The following is a 24,398-nucleotide window of genomic DNA, read 5'->3' as shown; positions in this document are numbered from 1 at the left end:
CTCCCGTTCGAGATCTTTCAGGGCCGCTCGCGGCCCGGTCCTCGTCGGTGTGGCCCTCGTCAGGTTCGGGACCCTACGGGAAAAACCCCCCGTTGCGGATGCCGAAGGCCACACCGACGAACGAGGCCACGATGCCTACGATGTTCAGCGCGCGCTCCGGTGTCGTGGCGGAGACGTACTGGGAGTAGAGACCTCCGCAGAAGCCGAGCACCCCGAGCCACGACGCGACGGGGTGCGCGGCGGGGATGAGCCCGGCCGCGAAGGCGACAAGTCCGCAGAGGATCGTGCAGACGCTCAGCACGTTCTCCAGGGGATGACGTCGCCCGTCGCTGTTCAGCCTGAACCGGAAACGCCCACTCGGGCTCTGTCCGGACACATGAGGCACCTTCATCGCCCCCTTTCCCATGAGGGCGTGTCCTCACGAGGACGAACCCGTTTCTTCTGTGGGGACGTGCCCGGCGAGGCGACGGCCCAACCCTTGACGGGCTGGTAGGCTGGCACGGCTACGTCGAATGGGTGTGTCATGGCCCACCCTCCACCCCGAGCGCCGAAATGGGAGTTCCGGGGTGAAGCACGTCAGCGTCCTCCTGTCACGGCACGGTGTCGTGACCGCAAGAGTCCAGAGGAGGTTGGAAGTCAGCATGCGCCGTTACGAAGTGATGGTCATTCTTGACCCCTCGCTCGATGAGCGTACGGTCGCCCCTTCCCTCGACCAGTTCCTCACGGTCGTCCGCAACGACGGCGGCACCGTGGAGAAGGTCGACGTGTGGGGTCGCCGCAAGCTGTCCTACGACATCGCGAAGAAGCCCGAGGGCATCTACGCCGTCATCGACCTGAGCGCCGAGCCCGCCACGGTCAAGGAGCTCGACCGGCAGATGAACCTCAACGAGGGAATCCTGCGCACCAAGGTCCTGCGCCCGGACGTGCACTAAATCTCCGGCATTTTGTCGGACGGCAGCCGTACTCTGAGCCGATAACCAGCGAAGGCCGCAGGAAGGGCAGCGCTAGCCATGGCAGCAGGCGACACCACGATCACCATCGTCGGCAACCTCGTCGACGATCCGGAGCTGCGCTTCACCCCCACGGGGCAAGCGGTGGCCCGGTTTCGCATCGCGTCCACTCCGAGGTTCCTCGACAAGACGACCAACGAGTGGAAAGACGGCGAAGGCCTGTTCCTGACCTGCAACGTGTGGCGGCAGGCGGCGGAGAACGCCGCCGAGAGCCTCCAGCGCGGCATGCGGGTCATCGTTCAGGGACGGCTCCGCCAGAGGTCTTACGAGACCAAGGAAGGCGAGAAGCGCACCGTCTACGAGGTCGAGGTCGACGAGGTCGGCCCCTCCCTGAGAAACGCGACCGCCAAGGTCAACAAGACCGCCCGTCAGGGCGGTGGCGGTGGCGGTGGCTTCGGCGGCGGTCCCGCCAACGACCCGTGGGCCTCCGCGGCGCCGGCCGCACCGCAAGGTGGCGGCTTCTCCGGCGGCGGCGGCAACAACTACGGTGGCGGCGGTCAGCAGCAGCAGGGTGGCGGCGGCTTCGGCGGCGGCGACTTCAGCGACGAACCGCCTTTCTAGGGACGTTCTTTCGGGACGGTCACGACCGCGCCCGGCGTCCCAGTCCATATCCGCAGCGACCATTCCCGCCTGACGGCGGGGCTCTGAAAGGAGCACCACGATGGCCAAGCCGGCACTGCGCAAGCCCAAGAAGAAGGTTTGCCTGTTCTGCCACGACAAGATCTCCTACGTCGACTACAAGGACACGGGGCTGCTTCGGAAGTTCATCTCCGACCGCGGCAAGATCCGTGCCCGCCGGGTGACGGGTAACTGCACCCAGCACCAGCGTGACGTGGCGACCGCTATCAAGAACGCTCGTGAGATGGCGCTCCTGCCGTACATGAGCACCGCGCGCTAAGGAGGTCCGGACAGATGAAGCTCATTCTCACCAGTGAGGTCACCGGCCTCGGCGCCCCCGGCGACATCGTCGAGGTCAAGAGCGGTTACGGCCGCAACTACCTGCTTCCCCGCGGCTTCGCGATCCTCTGGACGCGCGGCGGCGAGAAGCAGATCTCCTCGATCAAGAAGGCCCGCGACGCTCGCGAGATTCGCGACCTTGGCACCGCCAAGGAGGTCGCCGGTCAGCTGCAGGCCCTGAAGGTGGTCCTGAAGACGAAGGCCGGCGAGTCCGGCCGCCTCTTCGGCTCCATCACCACGGGTGACGTCGCCGAGGCCGTGAAGGCCGCCGGTGGCCCCCTGCTCGACCGCCGTCGCATCGAGATCGCCTCCGCGATCAAGAGCCTCGGCTCCCACCGGGTCAGCGTCAAGCTGCACCCGGAGGTCTCCGCGTCCCTCGATGTCGAGGTCGTCGCGGCCTGACAGGCCCCGTGAGACAAGGGCTCCTCTCCGTTCGCGGGGAGGGGCCCTTGTCCTTTCCCGGCCCTCATACGGATCCGGGGAGTGCTCTTTCCCGTCCTCCGGGGGAGCCTGGGTGATCGATGAAAGTCCCCTTTCCCGCCGGGAAAAGTTCATATGGTGGTACCCCGTTACCCCAGGTCACTGCGAATACATACAATTCGGAAATCGTTGCTTCGCCCTGGAGGTTTTGTCATGGTCCGTCCCTCGACGCTGTTCGCGCTCGGTGCCCTCGCGGCAACCGCGGTGGCCTGTGCGCCGGCTTCGGAAACGGCGACTCCGGCGAGCCCCACGTCCTCGAGCGCCTCCGGCGACGCCTCCACGGCCCCCAGTGCCTGCGCCAAGGACAGCCCCGCGCTGAAGACGCCCGGCAAGCTGACCATCGGCACCGACAAGCCCGCCTACGACCCGTGGTTCAGCGACGACGACCCCACCAACGGCAAGGGCTTCGAGAGTGCGGTCGCCTACGCCGTCGCGGACCAGCTGGGCTTCGCCAAGGATGACGTCACCTGGGCCACGGTGAAGTTCGACTCCGCGTTCGCGCCGGGCGCCAAGCAGTTCGACTTCGACGTGAACCAGGTCTCGGTGACCTCCGACCGGGCGAAGGTCGTCGACTTCAGCAAGGGCTACTACACGGTGAAGCAGGCCGTGGTCGCGCTGGACGGCTCCAAGATCGCCTCTACCACGGACCTCGCGGGCCTGAAGGACGCCAAGATCGGTGTGCAGATCGGCACCACCTCGCTGCAGGCGGTCAAGGACGTGATCAAGCCCTCGTCCGAGCCCAACGTCTACAACGAGCAGATCGACGCCGTCAACGCGCTGAAGAACAAGCAGGTCGACGCCGTGGTGGTGGACCTGCCCACCGCCTTCTACGTGACCGCCGCACAGGTCGAGAACTCCAAGATCGTCGGTCAGTTCGGCGCGGCCTCCGGTGAGCCCGAGGTCTTCGGCGCGGTCTTCGAGAAGGGCAGCCCGCTGGTGAGCTGCGTGAACGAGGCCATCGACAAGCTGACCGCCTCCGGTGAGCTGGCGAAGATCGAGACCGAGTGGCTCGGCTCCGCCGCGGGCGCACCGGAGCTGAAGTGACCCTGGAGCATTCTCCGACGTCGCCCAAAGCCGGACCTGGAGCCGGACTCGGACCTGGAGCCGGACTCGGAGCCGACGCGGACGCCCGGGTCTCGCCGCGGGCGCGGAGCGCGTACGGTCCGCGCCACGGCGGCGCTCGATGAAGAACGACGAGCGCCTGCGGGTTCCCGTCGACTGGGAGAAGAGCGAACGACAGCTTGAGCGCGAGCGGCTCCGCAGGAGGTCGTCGATCCGTTCGGGCTCCCTCGCGACGGTCTCGACGATCCTCGTGATCGTCCTGCTGCTCTGGCTCTTCATGACCTCCCCCGGCTGGCCCAGGGTGCGGGAGACGTTCTTCGACCTCGACCAGTTCACCGGGGCGCTGCCGGACGTGCTGAGCGGGTTCCTGCTCAACGTCAAGATCTTTCTGATCGCCGAGCCACTGATCCTCATCGTGGGACTGCTCGTCGCGCTCGCCCGCAACCTCACGGCGCCGGTGTTCTTTCCGCTGCGTGCCCTGGCGGTGATCTACACCGACGTCTTCCGCGGCGTGCCCACGATCCTCATCATCTACCTCGTCGGCTTCGGCCTGCCCGCGCTCGGCCTGCAGGGGACACCGACGGACCTCGCGACGCTGGGCATCATCGCGCTCACCCTCTCCTACGGCGCGTACGTGGCGGAGGTCTTCCGGGCGGGCATCGAGTCGGTGCACCCCAGCCAGCGGGCCGCCGCCCGGTCCCTCGGACTGAGCCACGGCCAGACCATGCGCCACGTGGTGGTGCCGCAGGCCGCGCGCAGGGTGGTGCCGCCGCTGCTCAACGACTTCGTCTCACTGCAGAAGGACACCGCGCTCGTCGCGACGATCGGCCCCCTGGAGGCGCTGCGGCAGGCGCAGATCCACGTGGCCAGCACCTTCAACTACACGCCGTACCTGGCGGCGGCGCTGTTGTTCATCCTGCTCACCATCCCGATGGCCCGCTTCACCGACTATCTGGCGGCTCGCTCGCAGAGACGGCGGGGCCAGTGAGCGTGCGTACCCCGGCGTACGGCGGCGTCCCACCGCCCGGCGAGACGGCGGCGGCACAGGAGGAGAGTGCATGAGCCTGCTCACCATCGAGGGTCTGTGGAAGAACTACCACGGCCACAACGTGCTGCGCGGGATCGACCTGGAGGTCGAGTCGCACGAGGTGGTCTGCCTGATCGGTGCCTCGGGCTCGGGCAAGTCCACCCTGCTGCGCTGCGTCAACCTGCTGGAGACCGCCGACGACGGCACGATCACCCTGGACGGTGAGGAGATCACCGACGCCAAGGTCGACCCCGACGACGTGCGCAAACGCATCGGTATCGTCTTCCAGGCGTTCAACCTGTTCCCGCACATGAGCGTGTTGGACAACATCACGCTGGCCCCGCGCAAGGTCCACAAGATGAGCGGGAAAGAGGCCGAGGCACAGGCCCGCGACCTGCTGGCCAGGTTCGGCCTGGGGGACAAGGCGGACGCCTACCCCGACCAGCTCTCCGGCGGCCAGCAGCAGCGTGCCGCCATCATCAGGGCCCTGGCCACGCGGCCCCGCCTGATGCTGCTGGACGAGGTCACCTCCGCCCTGGACCCCGCGCTGGTCAAGGAGGTGCTCGGGATCATCAGGGAGCTCAAGGAGGGGGGTATGACCATGGTCCTGACCACCCACGAGATGGGTTTCTGCCGGGAGATCGCCGACACCGTCTGCTTCCTCGACGGCGGCGTGCTCCTGGAGCGCGGCACCCCCGAGCAGATCTTCACCGATCCTCGGGAGCCCCGCACCAGGGAGTTCGTACAGAACGTGATCGACGCCCGGCGTCTCTGATCCCCTCTCGCCCACGCGTCCCCGAAGCCGCGCGGGTCATGAGGCCCACGGACGTCTCAGTGGTCCGGCGGGCCTCATGGCCTGCGCGGTGGACGGTCCTCTCAGCGCCGGTGCCTGCCGCGAGGTCCGGCCGTGGGCCCGGGGCCGCCAGGTCGACCGGGAGGGCTCTGTGAAGGGTCGTACCGCCCCGGAGCGGGACCGGCGGGAGCCTCGGGGACGGGGCGCGCCATCGTGGCGAGCACGCTGTTGCGTCTCCCGTACACCAGGTAGACGAGCACACCGAAGGCCATCCAGATGATGAAGTACAGCCAGGTGATGAGCTGGAGGTTCACCATGAGCCACAGGCAGGCGAGGATCGTGGCGATCGGCAGGCCGGGAGAGAGCGGGGTGCGAAAGCCTCTCGGCAGATCCGGCATCGTCTGCCGCATCCGGATCACCCCGCCGGCCACGACGATGAACACGAACAGGGCACCGATCACGACCAGTGGTTCGAGCGTCAGCACGTCCACGAACTCGGCCAGCAGGATCGCGACGAAGCCGATGACCAGGGTGACCCTCGTCGGGCTGTGATAGCTGCGGTTGATCCTGGAGAGCGGGCGGGGAATGAGCCCGTCGCGCGCCATGGAGAACATCACCCGGGTCAGGCCGACGAGCAGCACCAGGATGACGGTGGTGAGGCCGAGCACCGCCCCGATGTTGATGACGTGCACCATGAAACCCACGCCCGCGTCGCGGAAGGCGCTGGCGAGCGGCGCATCCGTGTCGATCTCGTCGTACGGGATCATCCCGACCATGACCACCGCGACCGCGATGTAGATGACCGTGGTGATCACCAGCCCGCGGATGATCCCCTTCGGGATCGAGCGCGGGGCGTCCTCGGCCTCCTCGGCGGCGGTGGCCACGACGTCGAAACCGATGTACGCGAAGGTGATGGCCGCCGAGGCGGCGAAGATGCCGAACCAGCCGAACGCGCCCGTCTGGCCGAAGAGGAGGCCGAGCAACGGGGAGTGCAGGGCGTCCTCGGCCTTGCCCGCGGGCGTCGCCGGCACCGGGATGGCCGCGAGGTTGCGCTGGTCGAAGTGGAGGGCGCCGATCACGATGACCGCGCCGATGGCGAGCAGCTTGGCGGTCACGATGATCCACAGGGTGCGCAGTCCGACACGGGCGCCCAGGGCCACCACGGCGGTGAGGATCACCAGAATGAACAGTGTGAACAGGTCGAAACCCATGCTCTGGCCGACCATGCCCGCGACCGCCCCGGGAAGGTTCACACCGAGGTCGGTGAGCATCTGGGCGGCGTAGAGCGACCAGGCGCGGGCCACCGCCGCCGCGGCGAGGAGGAGCTCCAGGATCAGCGCCCAGCCCACGACCCAGGCCCAGACCTCGCCGAAGATGACGTAGGCGAAGGTGTAGGCGCTTCCCGCGGTCGGCATCGCGGAGGCCAGCTCGGCGAAGCAGAAGGCCACGAGCAGGCTGGTGATTCCAGCGATCATGAAGGAGAGGAACACGCCCGGCCCTGCCATGCTCGCCGCCTGGCGGCCGGCGAGGCCGAAGATTCCCGCGCCGATCATGACACCGATGCCGAGGACGATGAGGTCCGCCCCGCGATAGGCCGTGGGGAGGCCGTGGCGCGCACCGGTCCACCGGTCGGTGGCATGGCCGGGCGGCATGCGGCGAACGATCGAGGGGGAAGGGCCTTTGGGCACGACGTGACCAATCGTGGTGGGCTGTTAACCCTATATCGAGGGACTTGTCTCACAGTGTCGTAGGAGAGTTCCGCAGGACAAGGGCTATCCCATCACGTGGTGGACACCACAGTGTCACGCAAGGATTACCTGCCTGCCGGATACGGTGCGTTACTTTTTGACCACGCGTGGACGCTCGGCCGTCTCAGCCGCCGACCACCAACCACGCCGTGCCGTACGCCCGCGTCGACAGGGTCACCAGCCGGGCCGCCATCCACAGCCCGAGCGCCAGCCAGAGCGCGACCAGACCGCCGCCCTTGAGATCCACCAGGAACGCGGCGGGCAGATAGGCGAGCGTCGTCCACACTCCCGCCCAGGCGAGGTAACGCCGGTCTCCGGCACCGATCAGCACGCCGTCCAGCACGAACACCACCCCGGCGACGGGCTGCAGGGCGGCCACCACCCAGAGCAGGCCGAGCAACTCGGCGGAGACGACGGGGCCCGCGTCGAACAGCGAGGGCACGAACGGCCTGGCCACCACCACGAGGAGGCCGAGCAGCACGCCCGAGCCGACTCCCCAGGCCACCATCCTCCGGGTCGCGCCGCGGACTCCCGCCACGTCACCGGCGCCCAGCGCGCGGCCGGTGATCGCCTGCCCGGCGATGGCGATCGCGTCCAGGGCGAACGCCATCAGGGTCCAGATCCTGATGGCGACGGTGTGTGCCTCGATCTGCTGCTCCCCCATGCGGGTGGCGACGGCGGTCGCGACGGCCAGCACCACCTGAAGGCACGCCGTACGGATGATCAGGGCGACCCCTGCCGAGCCCGCCGCCCGTACGCCCGCCAGGTCGGGGCGGAACGGCGCTCGGTACCGGACGAGGATGAGGAGGAGGTAGACGGCGGCGGCGAGCGACTGGGCCAGCACCGTGCCCCAGGCCGAGCCCGCGATCCCCCAGCCCAGTCCCAGGACGAAGACGATGTTGAGCACCGCGTTCAGCCCGAAGGCTCCCACCGACACCAGCAGGGGGGTCGTGGTGTCCTGCATGCCGCGCAACACGCCCGTGCCCGCGAGCACCAGCAGCATGGCGGGGACGCCCAGCAGGCTGATCCGCAGGTAGGTCACCGCCTGCCGGGCGAGCTCGCCCTCGGCGCCGATCAGGTGAACCAGCGAGGGCGCGAGGGGCCAGACGACCACGATGATCGCCAATCCCACCCCCGCGGCCAGCCAGAGACCGTCCACCCCCTGCCGCAGCGCCCGGCCGGTCTCGCCTGCGCCGATCTGCCTGGCCACCGCCGCGGTCGTGCCGTACGCGAGGAACACGCACAGTCCCACCAGGAAGGTCAGCACCGTGCTCGCCACTCCCAGGGCGCCGAGCGCGGGGGCGGGCAGACGGCCGACGACGACGCTGTCGGTCAGCAGGAAGAGCGGTTCGGCGACCAGGGCGCCGAACGCGGGCAGCGCGAGCCGCAGGATCTGCCTGTCGTGGTCGCGCCCGGAGCCGCCTGACCGATCGGCCCGACTGGATTGACCGATCTGACCAGTTTGGTCGGATGAGCCGGAGTCGAAGCCGGGCCGACCGGACCGGTCGGTCCGACCGGATCGAGGAGTAAGAGGCACTTATCCATTGTGTCTCTTACCTCCCGGCGGATCTCCGGCGGGATGAACCTCTCAGGACATGCCATCTGGGGCGACTTTCAGCGTGTCGCCCCAACTTTCTTTTCTCCACAGGCAGTGGATGAAGTTTTCCCTGGTCAGAGCGTTATCCACAGCTGTGGACAAGAGTTATCCACAGAACTGTCCCCAGGGTGCCCACACCTCTGGGGAAGAAGTGCACAGCTTATCCACACCTCTGTCGACAGGTCGCGTTGCCAGCCGGGCGTGGAGCCGCGAAACTGTCACACCGGTCCGCTACAAATAGAGATAACGTAACTGTGTTCGAAAGAGGGGGTGTGTGGTGAGCGTCGCGGAGCCGCCGGTCTTCGAGCCGAGATTCGAGCGCACCCCACCGAACAACATCGAGGCCGAGCAGTCGGTCCTGGGCGGCATGCTGCTGTCCAAGGACGCCATCGCCGACGTGGTCGAGATCCTGCGGTCCGACGACTTCTACCGCCCGGCCCACCAGATCATCTACGACATCATCACCGACCTCTACGGCCGCGGCGACCCCGCCGACGCCATCACGATCCTCGACGAGCTGCAGAAGCGGGGCGAGGTCGCCAGGATCGGCGGCGGCGCCTACCTCCACACGCTGACCGCCATCGTCCCGACCGCGGCCAACGCCGGTTACTACGCGAGGATCGTCCGCGAGCAGGCCATCCTCCGCCGCCTGATCGAGGCCGGCACCCGCATCGTCTCCTACGGCTACGGCGGTCAGGACGAGGAGGTCGACGACCTCGTCGACCGCGCCCAGGCGGAGATCTACAAGGTCACCGAGCGCCGCACCTCCGAGGACTACGTCCCCCTGGCGGACATCATGCCGGGCGCCCTCGACGAGCTGGAGGCCATCGGCGGCCGGAGCGGCCAGATGGTCGGGGTCCCCACCGGTTTCCAGGACCTCGACTCCCTCACCAACGGCCTGCACCCGGGCCAGATGATCGTTGTGGCGGCCCGCCCCGCCATCGGCAAGGCGCTCGCTCTCGACACGCCGCTGCCCACTCCCGGCGGCTGGACGACCATGGGGGAGGTCGAGCCGGGTGACCACCTGATCGGTGCGGACGGCAGACCGACACGGGTGGTCGCGGCGACCGAGGTGATGCACGGACGGCCTTGTTACGAGGTGGAGTTCAGTGACGGCACCGTGATCGTCGCGGACGCCCGGCACCAGTGGCGGACGACCACGCGTGCGCGTCGTCGCCAGGAGTCGGAGAGCAGGCGACCCCTCTACCGGCCCGCCGGATCCATCGAGCACGTCAGGAGCACCTACGAGACGTCGACGGCGGAGCCGATGAACGCCTCCGCGACCGCTGCCCACGAGGACGTCGTGACGACCGAGGAGATCGCCCGCACATTGCGCTGCGCCTCGGCGGACAGACGGCCGAACCACGCCGTCGCCGTCGCGGCGGCGTTCGACCTGCCCGAGCAGGATCTGCCGTTGCCCGCCTACGCGCTCGGAGTATGGCTTGGCGACGGTCACACCGACGGTGCCGGGTTCACCACCATCGACTCGGAGATCGTTCTCAACCTGGAAGCCGAAGGGCTGCGGGTCACCCGTACGAGCTCCGATCTCCTCTACTCACTCGGTCTGCCGCATCCGTCGCCCGTGGCGGAGAGGTCCTGCACGGTATGCGGTGCCCTGTTCGTGCCCCTGGCATCCCAGGTTCGGACGTGCGGTCGTTCGTGCGGGGTAAGGGCCCGTCCGGTGTCGAGTCCGGTTCCGGCACCCATGTGTCCCGACTGCGGTGGTCCGTCCAGCGGTCCGAGGCAGTGCCAGGGGTGCCGGAACGGTCATGGCACGGTGCAGGCCATCCTGCGCACCCTGGGTGTCCTCGGCGACAAGCACATTCCCCAGATCTATTTGCGAGCTTCCGAGAAGCAGCGGCGTGCTCTGCTCGCCGGTCTCCTCGACACCGATGGACACGTCGGCCGCAACGGTCGGATCCAGCTCGAGGTCACCGACAGGAGACTTGCCGAGGATGCCTACGAACTGGTTCTGAGTCTCGGTTACCGGGCGACGATGAGGACACGGGCGGTCAAAGGCGGAAGCGTCGGCTCCTCCACCTTCTACATGATCGACTTCACGGCGGCGGACAAGGTGTTCCGGCTGTCCCACAAGGCCGTCCGGCAGGTGACCACGCCCCATCCGTCGACGCTCGTTCGATACATCGTCGACGTGCGGCCGGTGCCCTCGACGCCGGTGAGATGCGTGGAAGTCGACAACGCCGACCATATGTACCTTGCCGGAAGGGCCGGTATTCCAACGCACAACAGCACTCTTGGTCTGGATTTCGCGAGATCCGCCGCTATCAAGCACGGCATGACCACCGTGGTGTTCTCGCTGGAAATGTCGCGCAATGAGATTACGATGCGCCTGTTGTCGGCCGAGGCACGGGTGGCGCTGCACGCCATGCGGTCGGGCACGATGACCGACGACGACTGGGCGAAGCTGGCCCGGCGGATGGGCGAGGTGGCCGAGGCGCCGCTGTTCATCGACGACTCGCCCAACATGTCGATGATGGAGATCAGGGCCAAGTGCCGTCGCCTCAAGCAGCGCAACGACCTGCGGTTCGTCATCATCGACTACCTGCAGCTGATGTCCTCGCCGAAGAAGACCGAGAGCCGCCAGAACGAGGTCTCCGAGATCTCCAGGGCCATCAAGCTCCTCGCCAAGGAGCTGGAGGTCCCCGTGATCGCGATCTCCCAGCTCAACCGTGGCCCCGAGCAGCGAACGGACAAGAGGCCCATGGTGAGCGACCTTCGCGAGTCGGGGAGCATCGAGCAGGATGCGGACATGGTCATCCTGCTGCACCGGGAGGACGCCTACGAGCGTGAGTCGCCCAGGGCGGGCGAGGCCGATCTGATCGTGGCCAAGCACCGTAACGGCCCCACCGCGACGGTCACCGTGGCGTTCCAGGGCCACTACAGCCGTTTCGTCGACATGGCTCCCCACTAACCACTGGACCTCGCCGTGGGGGCCGCGACCGGTGAACCATTCCGCGTGGCGCGCCCTCCATGCCGGAGAGCTCTGGGCAGATCCGCCCCAGGCGGCATTCTCAAACAGCGCGCAGGCCACGGTCGGTGAAGGCGATCAGCCACTCGAAGCTTTCATCGATGTCCGCGCTCATCTGGAAGCCGTGGGCCGCCTGCAGGGTGGCGAAGCCGTGGCAGAGGCTGCGAAGCATGCGCAGGGCGTGATCCATGTCGGCCTCTCCGATCTCGTAGCCGCGCAGCACCGCCCTGAACGTGCCGAGTGAGCGCTGAGCCGCGGTGATCAGCGGATCGTCCGGACCGGACGGTTTCAAGCCGATCGTCGCGGCGTACCGGCCGGGGTGATTCAGGACGAAGGCGCGGAAGGCGCGCGCCGCGGCCGCCAGGGCGTCACGGCCCGCGTACCCCTGGATCGCGCCGCCGATGGCGTCGGCGACCTCGTTCAGCGCCAGGACCGCGATACGACGGTTGAGGTCTTCCTGTCCGCTCACGTGCTTGTAAAGGGAGGGGGTGCGCACATTCAGTCGTTCGGCCAGCAAGCCCATCGTCAGGTTGGCGAGGCCCACCTCGTCGGCGAGGGCGGCACCGGCCGCGACCACGGTCGCCGGGTCCAGACCGGCCCTAGGCACGAGCGGCGTCCGAGCGGAGGAAGGCGAGCGTGAGCGAGACCACCTGGTCGGGGAACTGGTCGTGCGGGTAGTGCCCGGCGCCCTCGATCATCTCAAGGCGGCCGAGGCCGGAGGGCAGGTCACCAATGATCGCCGAACCCTCGGCGTGCGGATCGGCCCAGTCGGGGTCGAGCGTGCCCATCACGACGAGGACCGGACAACGGACGTTGCCGAGCTGTGCGCCGGCGTCGGTCGGGGCGCTGCGGCCCATGCCCTGCAAGGCCTTCATCCGGCCCGGCTCGCGCATCAGGGAGTCGACGCGGCCGAGCCGCTCGGCCCAGTGGGCCGGCTTCACGCCGGGGTAGGCCACGTCGAGGTACGAGCGCCAGAGCGACACGCTGCCGAACACGCCCGCGCCGAGCAACCGCAGCATGCCCTGCCGGAAGCGTTTCTTCCGCAGGTCGCCGACGCGGATCGACTGCTTGCGGGTGAACGGCGCCAGCTCGACGACCGCGGTGATCAGCGATGGCTCCTGCGCCGCGGCGATGGTGGCGGCACCGCCGGAGAACGAGTGGCCGACGAGCACGGCCGGACCACCCAGGTGGCGGATCACGGCGAGCAGGTCGCCGGCGACGGCGGTGCGGCTCCAGGACGGCCAGTCGACGCTGGACTTGCCGCAGCCGCGCAGATCGACCGCGGCGACCCGGTATCCCGCCGCCACCAGCGGCGGGATCACCGCGTGGTACGCGGCGCGGCTGTCGCCCATGCCGTGGGCGAGAACGACCAGCGGGCCGGATCCGGTCACCTCGTAGGCGATCGTGCCGCCGTCGACGGCGAGGTATTCGGTCATGACACCCTCCAGGTTTGGCTAATGAAGTTAGCTAAAAGCTAATGTAATTAGCCTAGCCTGTCAACGGCGAACCCCCGGAAGCCCGTTCGACCGGTCCCCGTCGACATGTCGCGTGCCGCGACCGTCGAGGTCCAGGGTGCGGGCGGCGCCTCGCGAGCCGACGGCCTGCCTGGCGCCGATCGACGACGAGCCGATGGTCGTCTTCTCCGGCGGCAGCCCGCTGATCTTCTCCACCGGGCTCCCGGACCTGCTCGGGCCAGAACGGGCAAGCACGCCGGCCCGCCGCCGGTACGGCTCGCTGCGCCGCCTGGCCGATCTGCCGGGTGATGTCCGGCTACCGCTGATGCCAATGGGGGCGCGATTCCGTCTTGACGTGAACCAAGGTTGAGGTAGGAACCTGTTCGTACGGCGCCGCGAGGGCGCGGACAAACCCACTGTGACCAGCGGAGGACCGTCATGCCCGAAGAGCAGATCCGGTTAGCGGTGATCGTCGGCAGTGTCCGCGAAGGGCGGCTCGGCCCGACCGTCGCGGAGTGGTTCGCGGGCCGGGCCCGGCGGCACGAGAGCCTGGACGTCGATGTCATCGACCTTGCCGAGACCCCTCTTCCGATGGTGATGCCCCGCTTCGGGACCGCGCCCGCCGCGGCGGCGGCGCGGGCTCTGGGGGTGCTCACCTCGCGGCTGGCCAGAGCCGACGCGTTCGCCATCGTGACGCCCGAGTACAACCACAGCTTTCCGGCCTCGTTGAAGAACGCCATCGACTGGCATGACCGGCAGTGGCACGCCAAACCAGTTGGTTTCATCTCCTACGGCGGCATCTCCGGCGGCCTGCGAGCGGTCGAGCAGCTCCGTCTGGTCTTCGCGGAGCTGCACGCGGTCACCATCCGAGACACCGTCAGCTTCCACGGCGCCCGGAGGCACTTCGACGACCAAGGGGAGCCGATCAGCCCGCAGGGCTGCGACGGCGCGGCCAAGGTCCTGCTCGACCAGCTGATCTGGTGGGCGCGAACGCTGCGTGAGGGAAGGGCCGCCCGCCCTTACGTCACCTGATCCGAACCCCGGAGGACGCCACTCCCCCCGGGTCCAGGAGGACACCGCCTGACCCGGGCTCCGGAGGACGCCATCCGCCCCAGGTCCAGGAGGACACCACCTGCCCTGGGGGACGGACGACGCCACCTGACCCTGGTCACCGAAGACACTCCGTGGGCAGGGCCACGGAAGGCACCACCCACCCCGGGGTACGGAAGATCAGGGGATCAGGACGATCTTCCCGGTGGTACGGCGGGTCGACAGGAGTTCGTGCGCCTTCGCCACCTCGGACAGCGGCAGTGTCTGATCCACGTGAACCCTGAGCCGTCCCGACTCCGTCAGCGCCGTCAGCCGCGACAGGTCGGCCGCCGAGGGGCGCACACTCACCACCGCGAGCCGTACGCCCAGCTACATGGAACGCGACGGGATGGTGATCCGCACGATCTACCCGACGATCCCGCCCCGGGTGGAGTACGAGCTCAGCCCGCTGGGGCACAGCGTGGTCGCGCTGATGGAGGGCATCGAGAGCTGGTCGGAGAAGCACGTGGCCGAGATCATGACCGCTCGCGAGCGCTACGACCTCCGTGCGGCCGAGGAACCCAGACCGGTCCAGACGGGCTGAGCGGACCCGGCGTACGTCCGCGGGTCGAGCATGCGCGATCCCTGGACGGACTGAGCGGATCTCGGCCCGTCCGGGGGCCGAGCGTGCGCGGTCCTCGTCCAGGACCCGGGCCCGCCGCCGGTCATCACGCGCGACGGCGCCCGCCACACGGAACGAGCTCCGTGTGGCGGGCGCCGTCGTCTCCGGGGTCACGGGGGGCCTGTGACGACCGTGGATCCCCTCCGCGTCCCGGACTCACCGCCGACGCGTGATCCCCGGACGTCGGTTCACCAGCCGCTGCCGGACCTGTAGAGCTGGCCGCGCACCGCGCCGCCGCCGAACTCGGTGGTGTGCAGGTTGGTGTACCAGTTCTTCGGGTTCTTCTTGATGCCCCGGGCGATGTCGGGCTTCACCGACGCGGTGCCCGCGATCCCGGTGACGCCCTCGGGCAGGCCGTTCGAGTCGGCGAAGAAGTCGATCACGACATCGCCGTTCTTGCCCTTCTTGCCACGGTGGATGTGCCCGTTCGTGGGGGCGGCGAGCTTCTCCCAGATGGTGGCGTAGTAGACCTTCGAGCCCTTGATGCCGACGAGCCATTCGGCGCGGCCGTTCGGGTCGCCGACCTTCTTGCCGGGGACCGGGACCTCCTGGCGGCCGTCGGCGTTGGAGTGGTAGACGGGGCGCACGCCGGCGGCGAGCACGTTGGACAGGTTGGTCGGGCTGATCCTGTGCATCTGGACGCGCACCGCGCCACCCGGGAACTCGGCGGTATGCAGATTGAGGTACCAGTTCTTCGGGTTCTTCCTGATCCCCGCCAGCAGGCCGCCGTCGTTGATCCTGACGCTGCCGAGGATGGCCTTGCTGCCGCCGGGCAGGGCCTCCATGAAGAAGCCGACCTTCACGTCGCCGTTCTTGCCGGCCTTGCCCTGGTGGATGTGGAACGCGGTGGGAGTGTCGGTCCCTTCCCACCGTACGGCGTAGGAGACCTCGTTACCGCGGATGCGGACCACGGCGACGGCCTTGCCGTCCTTGTCGCCGACGGCGGGACCGCCGCTGGTCGGCACCTCGTTCTTGCCGAGCAGGGTGCCCGCGAAGTAGGCGTCCGCGGTGCTCGCGGTGTCGGACGGCGTGGCCGCGGTCGTGCCGGCCTGTGCGACCGGGGCGAGGGCCGCGGAGAGCGCCGAGAGCATGGTCGCGGCGATGGCCACGCCGGAGACGGTGAGGGTGCGCATGGACCGCTTGAACATCGTGGACCTCTCGTAGCTGTAAGGGGCTGCTGTGTGCTTCAGCCGGTTGTACGGCGCTACGTCCGACGGTGGTTCAATATTCAAATACGTAAAAATACGCAGACGGAACCAGCCAGGGAAATGCCCTCCCGGGGAACGGGAGGGCTAAAATGCCCGGTCAGACCGCGACGGTGAGCAACGTGTCCCCGCCGTTCGTGCGGACCTCGAAGTGGTCTATCCCCGCAGGTCCCCAGGCGACCCCGCCGTGCACGTAGAGCGGTTCCGGAGAGCCGGGAACCCCGTACCCCCGCTCGGGCACCGCCCATCCGGTGACCACGCGCCGCTCGCCGGTCGGGGAGACGGCGACCAGCTCGCACTCCAGCGGCCCCTTGACGCCCTTGAGTTCCAGAACGGCGTGGGTGCCCCAGCCCTTCGTCTCCAGCACCAGGCCGCCGGTGACCCCGGAGGCGCCCTTACCGGCGAGCGGGGTGCCCGTCCGGTATGCCTCTTCTGCGGGGCCGTGCGCGGAGTGGCCGACGGGGACGCTCCCGCTCTCGCCGGAGATCGCGGTGCCCGCCGCGATCCCTCCGGCGACGAGGGTGACGGCCGCGGCGGCGCCGATCATGAACGTACCCCTACGGGCACGCCGGTCGGCCGCCTTGCGGCGGCGCAGCAGGTCGACCACCTCGGCGGGATTTCCCTCGCCGGCGCCCGCGACGTCGTACCCGTCCCCGAGGGGACCGATGCCGGCGAGCGCGTCCGCCACCCCGGACAGCTCCCGGAGCTCCGCGGTGCAGGACGGGCAGGTGGCCAGGTGGCCGGAGAAGGCCGCCCGGTCGGGCTCCCCGAGGATGCCCAGGGCGTACGCGCCCACGTCGGTGTGCTCCACCCGCGAGGTCATGCCGTCACCCCTCTCTCCTCAAGGGCGACGCGCAGCGCGCGGAGGGCGTAGTACGCCCTCGACTTCACCGTACCGACGGGGATGCCGAGCGCCTCGGCGGCGTCGTTCACCGACCGGTCGCGCAGGACGGTCTCGTTGAGGATCTCGCGATGGGCGGGGGACAGCGAGTTGAGCGCGTCCGACACGACGACCTGTCGCAAAAGATCTTCCATCTGATCGGGCATGGGAACACTCTCCAGTGGTCCCTCACCCGCCTCGTGGGGACGCGCGTCCTTACGGCGTTGGTCATCGATCACGATATGTCTGGCGACCGTCGCGAGCCAAGGCATCAGGGACGACGCGTCGGCGTCGAACCGGTCCGCGCTGCGCCACGCGCGCACCATGGTCTCCTGCACCACGTCCTCGGCCCACTGCACGTCGCCACGGGTGAGCCGTACGACGAAGGAGAGCAACGGCCGACGGTACGTCCGGTACAGCTCCGCGACGACCAGCTCGTCGTCGGGGACGTCGACCGGTCGCAGGCGGTGGGAGCGGCGCGGCCGGTCACCGGACCAGGAAGAGGCTTTCACGGTGGAGTCTTCTCCGGGGGAATCGGCCGGTAGGGAGGTACAGGCGCCTTGCCGGGTCATCACGCGCTTCCCGCGGTTCGCACCGGGCGGTCGTGACCGGAGCGCGGGGTGGCATCGCCCGCCTCTTCGCGGTCGCGGATGCCGGGCGGCGGTCCCGCGATCACGGCTGTGCTCGCTGGAACGGGCCGCCACAGGGCGTCCATGATCACGCTGTGCCCTCCCCGATTCGGGCGCCGGACGTTTTCCGGTGTCGGCAGGCAGTACGTCGCCGGATCCCCGAGGGTTCAACGGATCATGTGGTTTCCCGATTATCAGCCGAAGCAACTTCACATCAGGGACGAAAGCAGGCTGATTTCCGGTGAGGAACACCTGTCCGGTCGCGGCACCGCTCCGACAGGACATCCGTGCCGGCCGCTCTCCCAAGGTGTGCGGGCCACCGGGGGACGAGCCTCCCGATGGGAAAGTCAGATCTTCCACGACATACGGCCGTCAAGTGGCCCGGTCTCCTGGAGCGTGCCGCTCAGGCCGCGGCACGCCGTGAGGGCGGGCCGCGGCGATGTCACAGGACCGGACGGACGTGGGTGACGAGACGGCCACCGTCGAAGACGTGAATGGCGATCTGCGGCGGCAGGTCGTAGTCGACGGGGATCGGGATGTCGAGCTCCTGGCTGAGCCGCAGCGTGGAGACGACCCCCGGCGCCACCGAGAGCGGCAGGCCCGCGAAGACGGTGCTCGCCGCGGTGTGGGCGTGACCGGTGATGACGGAAACCACCTGCGGGTGCCGCCGCACGACCGCCTCCAACCGCTCGGGGTTCCGCAGCCGGATCCCGTCGACGTACGGGATGCCCAGGGACACCGGCGGGTGGTGCATGCCGACGAGGGCCGGGGTGTCCGGGGCCTCGGCGAGCACGCCGTTCAACCAGGCGATCGTCTCGTCCTCCAGGAAGCCCTCGGGCCGCCCGGGGACGCTGGAGTCGCACAGCGCGACGGTGAGCCCGTTGAGCCTGAGGACCTGGTTGACCGGCCCGTCGCCGCCCTCGTCGAGGCCGAGCAGGGCCTTGCGGAACGCCGGACGGGCGTCGTGGTTACCGGGGCAGACGATCGTCGGATGGCGCGTGGTCAGCAGCTCACGCGCGATCTCGTACTCCTCGATCAGGCCGTTGTCGGCGATGTCGCCGGTCACCACGACCGCGTCCAGGGGACCGGGTAGGTTCTCCAGGTGTCGCATGACGGATCGGGTCCTGTCGATGCTGCGGGGAGAACCGTCGATGTGGACGTCACTTACGTGCGCCAGGATCAGCATCAGTCAAGAGTGACATATCCGGCTTCCCATCGCTGGGCATCCGGGGCGCCGAGCAGGAACGCACCGGGCGGGGAGAGCCGGTGTGAGCAGGAGAAGCCGGGGTCCGTCCCTGCCCCTCGTGAGGGACGGACCCCGGCGGATCGGAGGCCGCACCGGCTACTCCCAGCGGAAGAACCAAGCCGCCAGCCCACCCATGACCAGCACGGTCGCCACCATCACCACCAGGTGCAGCGGCTGCGGCGCGTGTCCCGCCCACGTGTCGCGGAGCGCGTCGGCGAACGGCGCCATCGGCAGGAAGTCCCCGATCCGTCGCACCAGGTCGGGCATCAGCTCCCGGGGAATCCACATCCCCGCCATGAACAGCAGCGGGAACATCAGCAGCGAGCCGATGCCGGGCGCCACCTTCGCGTTGGGCGCCACGGCGGCGATCAGCAGTCCCAGGCTCAGCATCGAGGCCGTGCCGAGCACGAACACCCCCGCGAAGGCGAGCGGGCTCCTGGGCAGGATCGACCCGAGGACGAGATGGCCCGCGCCGACCAGAAGGACGGTGGCGACGATCGCCACCACGAGGTTGTTGGCGAGCTGGGCGACCAGCAGCCGGATCGGGTGGACAGGGGTGGTGGACATCCGGCGCAGCACGCCGCTCTCCCGGTAACTCACCAGCGTCGCCGGCAGGACGGTCAGCGCCATCGTCACCACCGCGAGGATCACCATCATGCCGGGCAGCTGCGTGTCGATGACCCGCTCCCCGCCCAGATCGGGGGTCGCCTCCCGGAAGCCGGGAATCTGCCCCAGCGCGATCAGGAGGGCGAGGGGCAGCAGCATCGCGAAGATCGGGCTGCCCGGGTCCCGCAGGAAGAGCTTGGCCTCGGTCAGGAGCATCTTGTTCATGAGGAGATCTTCTTTCCGGTGAGGCTGAGGAAGGCGTCGTCGAGGGTGGCCTGCTCCACGCGCAGGTCGGTGGGTACGACATTCGCGGCGGCGAGGGCGGTCGTGACCGCGAGGAGCAGGTTGCCGGTGCCGGTGACCGCGACCTGCCCGCCGCTGCGGCTCACCTCGGTGACCTCGGGGAGGGCTTCGAGCCTGGTGTCGTCGAGCGGCCCGGACAACCGGAACCTGACGGTCTGCCGCCCGCCGACCCTGGCGATGAGGCCGGACGGGGTGTCCATCGCGACCACCCGGCCGGAGTCGATCAGGGCGAGCCGGTCGCAGAGCCGCTCGGCCTCCTCCATGAAGTGGGTGACGAGCAGGATCGTCACGCCGTCCTCGCGGATCCGCTCGATGAGCTCCCAGGTGTCGCGGCGGGCCTGGGGGTCCAGGCCGGTGGTCAACTCGTCCAGGATCGCCACGCGGGGGGTGCCGACCAGGGCCAGTGCGATCGAGAGCCGCTGCTGCTGGCCGCCGGAGAGCTTGCCGTAGGGGGTGTCGCGCTTGTCGGCGAGCCCGACGCGCTCCATCAACTTCACCCAGTCCGCGGGCCTCCGGTAGAAGGAGGCGTACAGGTCGAGCGCCTCCCACACCTTGAGTTTCTCCGGCAGCGCGGAGCTCTGCAGCTGGACTCCCAGCTGTTCCCTGAGCTCGGTGCGGTGCAGGCCTCCGAGCACGTTGACGGTGCCGGAGTCGGGGACGCGCAGGCCCGCGACGCACTCCACGGTGGTTGTCTTGCCGGCGCCGTTGGGGCCGAGAACTCCAAAGATCTCGCCCTCCTCCACGGTGAACGAGACGTCGTCCACCGCGAGCTGGTCGCGGTACCGCTTGCGGAGGTTGCTGACCTCGATGACCTTCATGCTCACCGACGCTACGAGCCGCGCCGCACGCGGAGAATCCGTCTACACCCCCGGCAGGGGCGGGCCAGGCACCCGAGGGGGGTGTGGCTACCCCCACCCCCGCAGGGCACTCTCCACCACTGGGCACATATTGGACGTATCACCGACACTTGACCCATGAAGACGTACGCGGTGGCGGTCGGCAGGGCACTCGTCCTGGGAGCGATGGCGCTACTGGACGCGGCCCTCATCGTCGTGATCCTGGTCACGTCCTTGCTGACGTTCGGGCTGGGAATGATCTTCTTCTTCCCCCCGATGGTCCGGCTGCTCAGGTTTCGCACGGGGGTGGCGAGGAGACTGACCGGCGGGTGGCTCGGGACCGCGGTGCCGGTCCCCTACCTGCCGCCCCCGCTGCCGGTGCGTCCCCAGCCCGACGGCTGGTACCGCCACGAGCGCCAGCTCTACAAGACACCGCGGTGGCCCGACTGGAACAACCGCCTGAAGTGGATGTTCGGTGACCCGGCCACCTGGCGGGACGGGCTCTGGGTGTTCCTCAACCCACTGGCCGGCACCATCCTGCTGCTGCCCTTCCTCCTGGCCGGGTACGCCCTCCTCACGCTCAGGTCCGATCTCCCCGCGGTCACCTCGCCGCTCCTGGCGCTCGCGGCGGCCCTCGCGCTGCTCGCGACACCCACCTTCCTGCGGGGGTACGCGCGGTGGAACCACCTGCTGCTGTCGCCCACGGCCAAGGCCGTGCTCGCGGCGCGGGTGCAGCGGCTCGACCAGGCACGTCTGGCGACGGTCGACTCCCAGGCCTCCGAGCTGCGGAGGATCGAGCGCGACCTGCACGACGGGGCGCAGGCGAGGCTCGTCGCGATGGGCATGACGCTCGGCGCGGTCGAGGAGCTGATGGACAAGGACCCCGCTGCGGCCAAGGTCCTGCTCGGCAAGGTCAGGGAGGCCTCCTCCACGGCGCTCGTCGAGCTGCGCGACCTCGTCAAGGGCATTCACCCTCCGGTCCTGGCCGAACGCGGCCTCGGCGACGCCGTGCGCGCCCTCGCGCTGGACAGCCCCCTGAAGGTCACCGTCACCGTGGACCTGGCCAGTCGCCCCGACTCACCCGTCGAGTCGGCCGCCTACTTCTCGATCAGCGAGCTCCTCACCAACGCGGCCCGCCACGGCGGCGCCGAGCGGGTGTGGATCGACATCAGCAGCAACGACCGCGCGCTGCGGGTGGTGGTCACCGACGACGGCTCGGGGGGCGCCGACCCGTCCCTGGGCAGCGGCCTGCGCGGCATCGAGCGTAGGTTGGCGGCCTTCGACGGGGTGCTCGTGGTCAACAGCCCGAAGGGTGGCCCGACCACCGCCACGTTCGACCTGCCCAACGCCCTTCTGGGGGAGAGCGGGCCGGACCACAAGTCATCCCTGCCCCGAGGCAAGGCGATCATCGTCGGGATCTGCTGGGGGCTCGGCTGGCTCCCGCTCTTCCCGCAGGGGCTGGTGGCGATGTTCATGAAGATCTTCGGCGCGGAGTACCGCAGCTGGTTTCTCGCGCTCTACCTGCCAGAACCCCTGCAGTGGCCGTTGATCGTCTTCAACATCCTCCTGGGCCTGTCCATGTACACCGCGGGCACGCTCATTCCCGTCATGCACGCTCGTCAGCAGCGGCTGGCGGAGGTCCTGCCGGCCCGCCTATGGTTGGGCCGATGAGCCTGAGAGTCGTCATCGCCGAAGACCTGTATCTCCTGCGGGACGGCCTGGTCCACCTGCTCCAGGCACACGACTTCGAAGTGGTGGCGGCCGTCGAGTCGGGGCCGGAGCTGCTGGGAGCGCTGACCGGGCTGCGACCCGACGTCGCGGTGGTCGACGTTCGCCTCCCGCCCACGTTCACCGACGAAGGTCTCCAGGCCGCGCTGGCGGCGCGCCGGGCCATTCCCGGCCTGCCGGTGCTCGTGTTGTCCCAGCACGTCGAGCAGCTGTACGCGCGCGAACTCCTCGCCGACGGCTCGGGCGCGATCGGCTATCTCCTCAAGGACCGGGTCTTCAACGCCGAGCAGTTCGTCGACGCGGTCCGCCGGGTGGCGGCGGGGGGCACCGCGATGGACCCCGAGGTGATCGCGAAGCTGCTCGCCAGCACCGCCAGGCACCAGCCGCTCGGCGCGCTCACCCCGCGCGAGCGCGAGGTGCTGGAGCTGATGGCCGAGGGCCGCTCCAACGCGGCGATCTCCCAGCGGCTGTTCCTCAGCGAGAGCGCGGTCGGCAAGCACACGGCCAGCATCTTCGCCAAGCTCGACCTGGCACCCTCCGACGACGACAACCGCCGCGTGCTCGCCGTCCTGACCTACCTCAACGCCGCCCGCGGCTGACTCACCTCGACGTCCGCGCGGCCGATCCATCTCAACGGGATCTCCCTCGACGTCCGCGCGGCCGACCTCCCGAGCCCGTTCCCGGCGAGCACGTCGCGCATCGACGAGCCGGCTCATCTCGGCGCCTGCGCGGACGATCCTCTTTTCTTCGGCCCGGTACCTGTTCTGTCGGTCTCAGCGGATAGCGTGCTGTTGAAGTACGGCTTCCGCGCCCGATGTGCCGTTCGGGACGAAGGGATGATCAGGTGAAGTTCCAGGTTAACCGTGATGTCCTGGCCGACGCCGTGGCCTGGGTGGCCCGGGTGCTGCCGAACCGACCGGCCATTCCCGTCCTGTCCGGCCTGCTCCTGGAGGCCGACGACGGCGACCTCGTGCTGTCGGCCTTCGACTACGACGTCTCCGCCCGCGTCTCGATCGAGGCGGTCGTGGCGGAGCCGGGCCGGGTGCTGATCCCGGGCCGGATTCTCGCGGAGATCACCCGCAGCCTGCCCGGCGAGGTGGTGGAGGTCCTCACCAGCGGCTCCGAAGCGGTTCTTACCTGTGGAAGCGCGGAGTTCGGCCTGCTGACCATGCCGGTCGAGGACTTCCCCTCCCTGCCCGAGATGCCGCCGAAGATCGGCGCGGTCGGCGGTGTGGTCTTCGCGAGCGCGGTCAATCAGGTGGCCCCGGCGGCGAGTCGCGACGAGAGCCTCCCCATGCTGACCGGCATCCGGGTCGACATCTCCGGTGACGACGTGACCATGGCCGCCACCGACCGCTATCGCATCGCGGCCAGGGAGTTCGACTGGCGCCCGGAGACGGCCGGCACCACGGCCGCCGCGATGGTGCCCGCCCGGGTGCTCGTCGATGTGGCCAGGTCGCTGCGCGGCGGCGAGGTGTCGGTCGCGCTGGGCGACGGTGTGGCCGGTTTCGAGAGCGTCGGCCGGGCCACCACGGTCCGCCTGCTCGACGAGCAGTTCATCGACTATCGCTCGCGGCTGACCGACGACTGGTCGATCAGGGCCGACCTGCCGGTGACGCCGTTCATCGACGCGATCAAGCGGGTCGCGCTGGTCGCCGAGCGCAACACCGCGGTCCGGCTCTCCTTCGCCCAGGGGCAGGTCCTCATCCAGGCGGGCGGTGGTGACATCGGCCGGGGCACCGAGGTCGTCGACGCGGAGATCTCCGGCGGCGACATCCAGATCGCCTTCCAGTCCCAGTTCCTGCTCGATGGCCTGCACGGGGTCGAGACCGAGTTCGTCAGGCTCAACATGGAGTCACCGAGCCGACCGGCCCTCATTACGGAGGTTCCGGGTGATGCCGTCCCCGCTTTCCGCTACCTCGTGATGTCCCTGCGCCTCACCTGATCGGCCCCTGCCCCTGGCCGCGCCGTTTCGAGACGAGTGCTCCGTACGAGCGCTCTCCGCGTCCGCCCCGAGAACCCATGCCGGCCTCTCCTACCGGGTGCCCTCATACCGAGCCCCCGCATGCCAGGCGCTCTCATGTCGCGGGGGGGCCCGCCGCATGGTTTTGGGGGGCCGCGCCGGGGTGGGGGTGTG

The 24,398-nt window shown here is 69.1% G+C and carries 27 protein-coding genes; 14 read left to right on the top strand and 13 right to left on the bottom strand.

Features of this window, described 5'->3' with window-relative positions; all coding sequences use genetic code 11:
• Positions 1–73: 73 nt before the first annotated feature.
• Positions 74–376, bottom strand: a complete 303-nt coding sequence (locus ABZ664_RS22565) for a hypothetical protein (RefSeq protein WP_362513101.1) — start codon at positions 374–376, stop codon at positions 74–76.
• A gap of 265 nt (positions 377–641) precedes the next feature.
• Here ABZ664_RS22565 and rpsF point away from each other — a divergent pair, with 265 nt between their 5' ends.
• From rpsF to ABZ664_RS22530, 7 genes are all read left to right on the top strand, one after another.
• Entirely contained in the window at positions 642–932 is a 291-nt protein-coding gene (gene rpsF, locus ABZ664_RS22560) for a 30S ribosomal protein S6 (RefSeq protein WP_350941833.1), read from the top strand.
• A gap of 78 nt (positions 933–1,010) precedes the next feature.
• A complete protein-coding gene (locus tag ABZ664_RS22555) occupies positions 1,011–1,571 on the top strand; it encodes a single-stranded DNA-binding protein (protein WP_362513097.1) in 561 nt (186 codons plus the stop codon).
• 100 nt (positions 1,572–1,671) lie between these two features.
• On the top strand, positions 1,672–1,908 hold the full coding sequence (gene rpsR, locus ABZ664_RS22550) for a 30S ribosomal protein S18 (protein ID WP_344892480.1): 237 nt from the start codon (positions 1,672–1,674) through the stop codon (positions 1,906–1,908).
• A 14-nt stretch (positions 1,909–1,922) separates the two neighbouring features.
• Entirely contained in the window at positions 1,923–2,369 is a 447-nt protein-coding gene (gene rplI / locus ABZ664_RS22545; protein WP_344744211.1) for a 50S ribosomal protein L9, read from the top strand.
• 231 nt (positions 2,370–2,600) lie between these two features.
• The gene (locus tag ABZ664_RS22540) at positions 2,601–3,491 is read left to right on the top strand and encodes an ABC transporter substrate-binding protein (protein ID WP_362513091.1); all 891 of its coding nucleotides are present in this window, start codon (positions 2,601–2,603) and stop codon (positions 3,489–3,491) included.
• Between the two features lie 139 nt (positions 3,492–3,630).
• On the top strand, positions 3,631–4,497 hold the full coding sequence (locus ABZ664_RS22535; protein WP_362513087.1) for an amino acid ABC transporter permease: 867 nt from the start codon (positions 3,631–3,633) through the stop codon (positions 4,495–4,497).
• Between the two features lie 70 nt (positions 4,498–4,567).
• On the top strand, positions 4,568–5,311 hold the full coding sequence (locus ABZ664_RS22530) for an amino acid ABC transporter ATP-binding protein (RefSeq protein ID WP_362513084.1): 744 nt from the start codon (positions 4,568–4,570) through the stop codon (positions 5,309–5,311).
• A 101-nt stretch (positions 5,312–5,412) separates the two neighbouring features.
• Here the strand turns inward: ABZ664_RS22530 and ABZ664_RS22525 are convergent, their stop codons facing one another.
• Together ABZ664_RS22525 and ABZ664_RS22520 are read right to left on the bottom strand one after the other, a co-directional pair.
• A complete protein-coding gene (locus ABZ664_RS22525) occupies positions 5,413–6,981 on the bottom strand; it encodes an amino acid permease (protein WP_362513081.1) in 1,569 nt (522 codons plus the stop codon).
• Between the two features lie 220 nt (positions 6,982–7,201).
• The gene (locus ABZ664_RS22520; protein ID WP_362513729.1) at positions 7,202–8,530 is read right to left on the bottom strand and encodes an MATE family efflux transporter; all 1,329 of its coding nucleotides are present in this window, start codon (positions 8,528–8,530) and stop codon (positions 7,202–7,204) included.
• Positions 8,531–8,951: 421 nt separating this feature from the next.
• Between ABZ664_RS22520 and dnaB the strand changes: the two genes are divergently transcribed.
• The gene (gene dnaB / locus ABZ664_RS22515; RefSeq protein WP_362513078.1) at positions 8,952–11,606 is read left to right on the top strand and encodes a replicative DNA helicase; all 2,655 of its coding nucleotides are present in this window, start codon (positions 8,952–8,954) and stop codon (positions 11,604–11,606) included.
• A 100-nt stretch (positions 11,607–11,706) separates the two neighbouring features.
• Here the strand turns inward: dnaB and ABZ664_RS22510 are convergent, their stop codons facing one another.
• Entirely contained in the window at positions 11,707–12,270 is a 564-nt protein-coding gene (locus ABZ664_RS22510) for a TetR/AcrR family transcriptional regulator (RefSeq protein ID WP_362513075.1), read from the bottom strand.
• Complete coding sequence (locus ABZ664_RS22505) at positions 12,263–13,099, bottom strand: alpha/beta hydrolase (RefSeq protein WP_362513072.1); 837 nt, start codon at positions 13,097–13,099, stop codon at positions 12,263–12,265. The genes ABZ664_RS22510 and ABZ664_RS22505 overlap by 8 nt, the downstream gene beginning before the upstream one ends.
• A gap of 136 nt (positions 13,100–13,235) precedes the next feature.
• Here ABZ664_RS22505 and ABZ664_RS22500 point away from each other — a divergent pair, with 136 nt between their 5' ends.
• Together ABZ664_RS22500 and ABZ664_RS22495 are read left to right on the top strand one after the other, a co-directional pair.
• Positions 13,236–13,487, top strand: a complete 252-nt coding sequence (locus ABZ664_RS22500) for a hypothetical protein (protein WP_362513068.1) — start codon at positions 13,236–13,238, stop codon at positions 13,485–13,487.
• Positions 13,488–13,555: 68 nt separating this feature from the next.
• Positions 13,556–14,149: an NAD(P)H-dependent oxidoreductase gene (locus ABZ664_RS22495; protein WP_362513066.1), complete on the top strand. Its 594-nt coding sequence runs from the start codon at positions 13,556–13,558 to the stop codon at positions 14,147–14,149.
• A gap of 198 nt (positions 14,150–14,347) precedes the next feature.
• On the opposite strand, the gene ABZ664_RS22490 is transcribed toward ABZ664_RS22495, so the two are convergent.
• Positions 14,348–14,515 (bottom strand): zinc-binding dehydrogenase, encoded by a 168-nt coding sequence (locus ABZ664_RS22490; RefSeq protein WP_362513063.1) that lies wholly within the window; start codon positions 14,513–14,515, stop codon positions 14,348–14,350.
• Between the two features lie 25 nt (positions 14,516–14,540).
• Here ABZ664_RS22490 and ABZ664_RS22485 point away from each other — a divergent pair, with 25 nt between their 5' ends.
• On the top strand, positions 14,541–14,750 hold the full coding sequence (locus ABZ664_RS22485; RefSeq protein WP_362513060.1) for a helix-turn-helix domain-containing protein: 210 nt from the start codon (positions 14,541–14,543) through the stop codon (positions 14,748–14,750).
• Between the two features lie 266 nt (positions 14,751–15,016).
• Here ABZ664_RS22485 and ABZ664_RS22480 read toward each other — a convergent pair whose 3' ends face one another.
• The 7 genes from ABZ664_RS22480 to ABZ664_RS22450 all read right to left on the bottom strand — a co-directional run bounded on the left by ABZ664_RS22480 (position 15,017) and on the right by ABZ664_RS22450 (position 20,515).
• Positions 15,017–15,976: a CHRD domain-containing protein gene (locus tag ABZ664_RS22480; RefSeq protein WP_362513057.1), complete on the bottom strand. Its 960-nt coding sequence runs from the start codon at positions 15,974–15,976 to the stop codon at positions 15,017–15,019.
• 157 nt (positions 15,977–16,133) lie between these two features.
• Positions 16,134–16,856, bottom strand: coding sequence for a zf-HC2 domain-containing protein (locus tag ABZ664_RS22475; RefSeq protein ID WP_362513054.1), 723 nt, complete (start codon positions 16,854–16,856; stop codon positions 16,134–16,136).
• Complete coding sequence (locus ABZ664_RS22470) at positions 16,853–17,347, bottom strand: sigma-70 family RNA polymerase sigma factor (protein WP_350943522.1); 495 nt, start codon at positions 17,345–17,347, stop codon at positions 16,853–16,855. Before ABZ664_RS22470 ends, ABZ664_RS22475 begins: the two co-directional genes overlap by 4 nt.
• A 137-nt stretch (positions 17,348–17,484) precedes the next feature.
• Positions 17,485–17,634 carry a hypothetical protein gene (locus ABZ664_RS22465; RefSeq protein WP_362513051.1) on the bottom strand — a complete coding sequence of 50 codons (150 nt, stop codon included), beginning with the start codon at positions 17,632–17,634 and terminating at the stop codon, positions 17,485–17,487.
• Positions 17,635–17,984: 350 nt separating this feature from the next.
• Positions 17,985–18,728 (bottom strand): phosphodiesterase, encoded by a 744-nt coding sequence (locus ABZ664_RS22460; RefSeq protein ID WP_362513048.1) that lies wholly within the window; start codon positions 18,726–18,728, stop codon positions 17,985–17,987.
• A 156-nt stretch (positions 18,729–18,884) separates the two neighbouring features.
• Positions 18,885–19,619, bottom strand: coding sequence for an ABC transporter permease (locus ABZ664_RS22455; RefSeq protein WP_362513045.1), 735 nt, complete (start codon positions 19,617–19,619; stop codon positions 18,885–18,887).
• On the bottom strand, positions 19,616–20,515 hold the full coding sequence (locus ABZ664_RS22450; protein WP_362513042.1) for an ABC transporter ATP-binding protein: 900 nt from the start codon (positions 20,513–20,515) through the stop codon (positions 19,616–19,618). The genes ABZ664_RS22455 and ABZ664_RS22450 overlap by 4 nt, the downstream gene beginning before the upstream one ends.
• 156 nt (positions 20,516–20,671) lie before the next feature.
• On the opposite strand from ABZ664_RS22450, the gene ABZ664_RS22445 reads away from it, so the two are divergent.
• From ABZ664_RS22445 to dnaN, 3 genes are all read left to right on the top strand, one after another.
• Positions 20,672–22,204: a histidine kinase gene (locus ABZ664_RS22445; protein WP_362513039.1), complete on the top strand. Its 1,533-nt coding sequence runs from the start codon at positions 20,672–20,674 to the stop codon at positions 22,202–22,204.
• 2 nt (positions 22,205–22,206) lie between these two features.
• Complete coding sequence (locus ABZ664_RS22440; RefSeq protein WP_350943521.1) at positions 22,207–22,860, top strand: response regulator transcription factor; 654 nt, start codon at positions 22,207–22,209, stop codon at positions 22,858–22,860.
• Between the two features lie 245 nt (positions 22,861–23,105).
• Positions 23,106–24,206 (top strand): DNA polymerase III subunit beta, encoded by a 1,101-nt coding sequence (dnaN, locus tag ABZ664_RS22435; RefSeq protein ID WP_362513036.1) that lies wholly within the window; start codon positions 23,106–23,108, stop codon positions 24,204–24,206.
• Positions 24,207–24,398: the final 192 nt, after the last annotated feature.

Source organism: Streptosporangium sp. NPDC006930 (genome assembly GCF_040635605.1).
Taxonomy (GTDB): domain Bacteria; phylum Actinomycetota; class Actinomycetes; order Streptosporangiales; family Streptosporangiaceae; genus Streptosporangium.
This window is presented reverse-complemented; position numbering and strand designations above follow the sequence as displayed.

What these genes read in the sequence shown, in the direction of transcription:
- rpsF (WP_350941833.1), top strand. Translation starts at nt 642, where the DNA reads ATGCGCCGTTACGAAGTGATGGTCATTCTTGACCCCTCGCTCGATGAG.
- ABZ664_RS22555 (WP_362513097.1), top strand. Translation starts at nt 1,011, where the DNA reads ATGGCAGCAGGCGACACCACGATCACCATCGTCGGCAACCTCGTCGAC.
- rpsR (WP_344892480.1), top strand. Translation starts at nt 1,672, where the DNA reads ATGGCCAAGCCGGCACTGCGCAAGCCCAAGAAGAAGGTTTGCCTGTTC.
- rplI (WP_344744211.1), top strand. Translation starts at nt 1,923, where the DNA reads ATGAAGCTCATTCTCACCAGTGAGGTCACCGGCCTCGGCGCCCCCGGC.
- ABZ664_RS22540 (WP_362513091.1), top strand. Translation starts at nt 2,601, where the DNA reads ATGGTCCGTCCCTCGACGCTGTTCGCGCTCGGTGCCCTCGCGGCAACC.
- ABZ664_RS22535 (WP_362513087.1), top strand. Translation starts at nt 3,631, where the DNA reads ATGAAGAACGACGAGCGCCTGCGGGTTCCCGTCGACTGGGAGAAGAGC.
- ABZ664_RS22530 (WP_362513084.1), top strand. Translation starts at nt 4,568, where the DNA reads ATGAGCCTGCTCACCATCGAGGGTCTGTGGAAGAACTACCACGGCCAC.
- ABZ664_RS22525 (WP_362513081.1), bottom strand. Translation starts at nt 6,981, where the DNA reads ATGCCGCCCGGCCATGCCACCGACCGGTGGACCGGTGCGCGCCACGGC.
- ABZ664_RS22505 (WP_362513072.1), bottom strand. Translation starts at nt 13,099, where the DNA reads ATGACCGAATACCTCGCCGTCGACGGCGGCACGATCGCCTACGAGGTG.
- ABZ664_RS22495 (WP_362513066.1), top strand. Translation starts at nt 13,556, where the DNA reads ATGCCCGAAGAGCAGATCCGGTTAGCGGTGATCGTCGGCAGTGTCCGC.
- ABZ664_RS22485 (WP_362513060.1), top strand. Translation starts at nt 14,541, where the DNA reads ATGGAACGCGACGGGATGGTGATCCGCACGATCTACCCGACGATCCCG.
- ABZ664_RS22480 (WP_362513057.1), bottom strand. Translation starts at nt 15,976, where the DNA reads ATGTTCAAGCGGTCCATGCGCACCCTCACCGTCTCCGGCGTGGCCATC.
- ABZ664_RS22475 (WP_362513054.1), bottom strand. Translation starts at nt 16,856, where the DNA reads ATGACCTCGCGGGTGGAGCACACCGACGTGGGCGCGTACGCCCTGGGC.
- ABZ664_RS22460 (WP_362513048.1), bottom strand. Translation starts at nt 18,728, where the DNA reads ATGCTGATCCTGGCGCACGTAAGTGACGTCCACATCGACGGTTCTCCC.
- ABZ664_RS22455 (WP_362513045.1), bottom strand. Translation starts at nt 19,619, where the DNA reads ATGAACAAGATGCTCCTGACCGAGGCCAAGCTCTTCCTGCGGGACCCG.
- ABZ664_RS22450 (WP_362513042.1), bottom strand. Translation starts at nt 20,515, where the DNA reads ATGAAGGTCATCGAGGTCAGCAACCTCCGCAAGCGGTACCGCGACCAG.
- ABZ664_RS22445 (WP_362513039.1), top strand. Translation starts at nt 20,672, where the DNA reads ATGAAGACGTACGCGGTGGCGGTCGGCAGGGCACTCGTCCTGGGAGCG.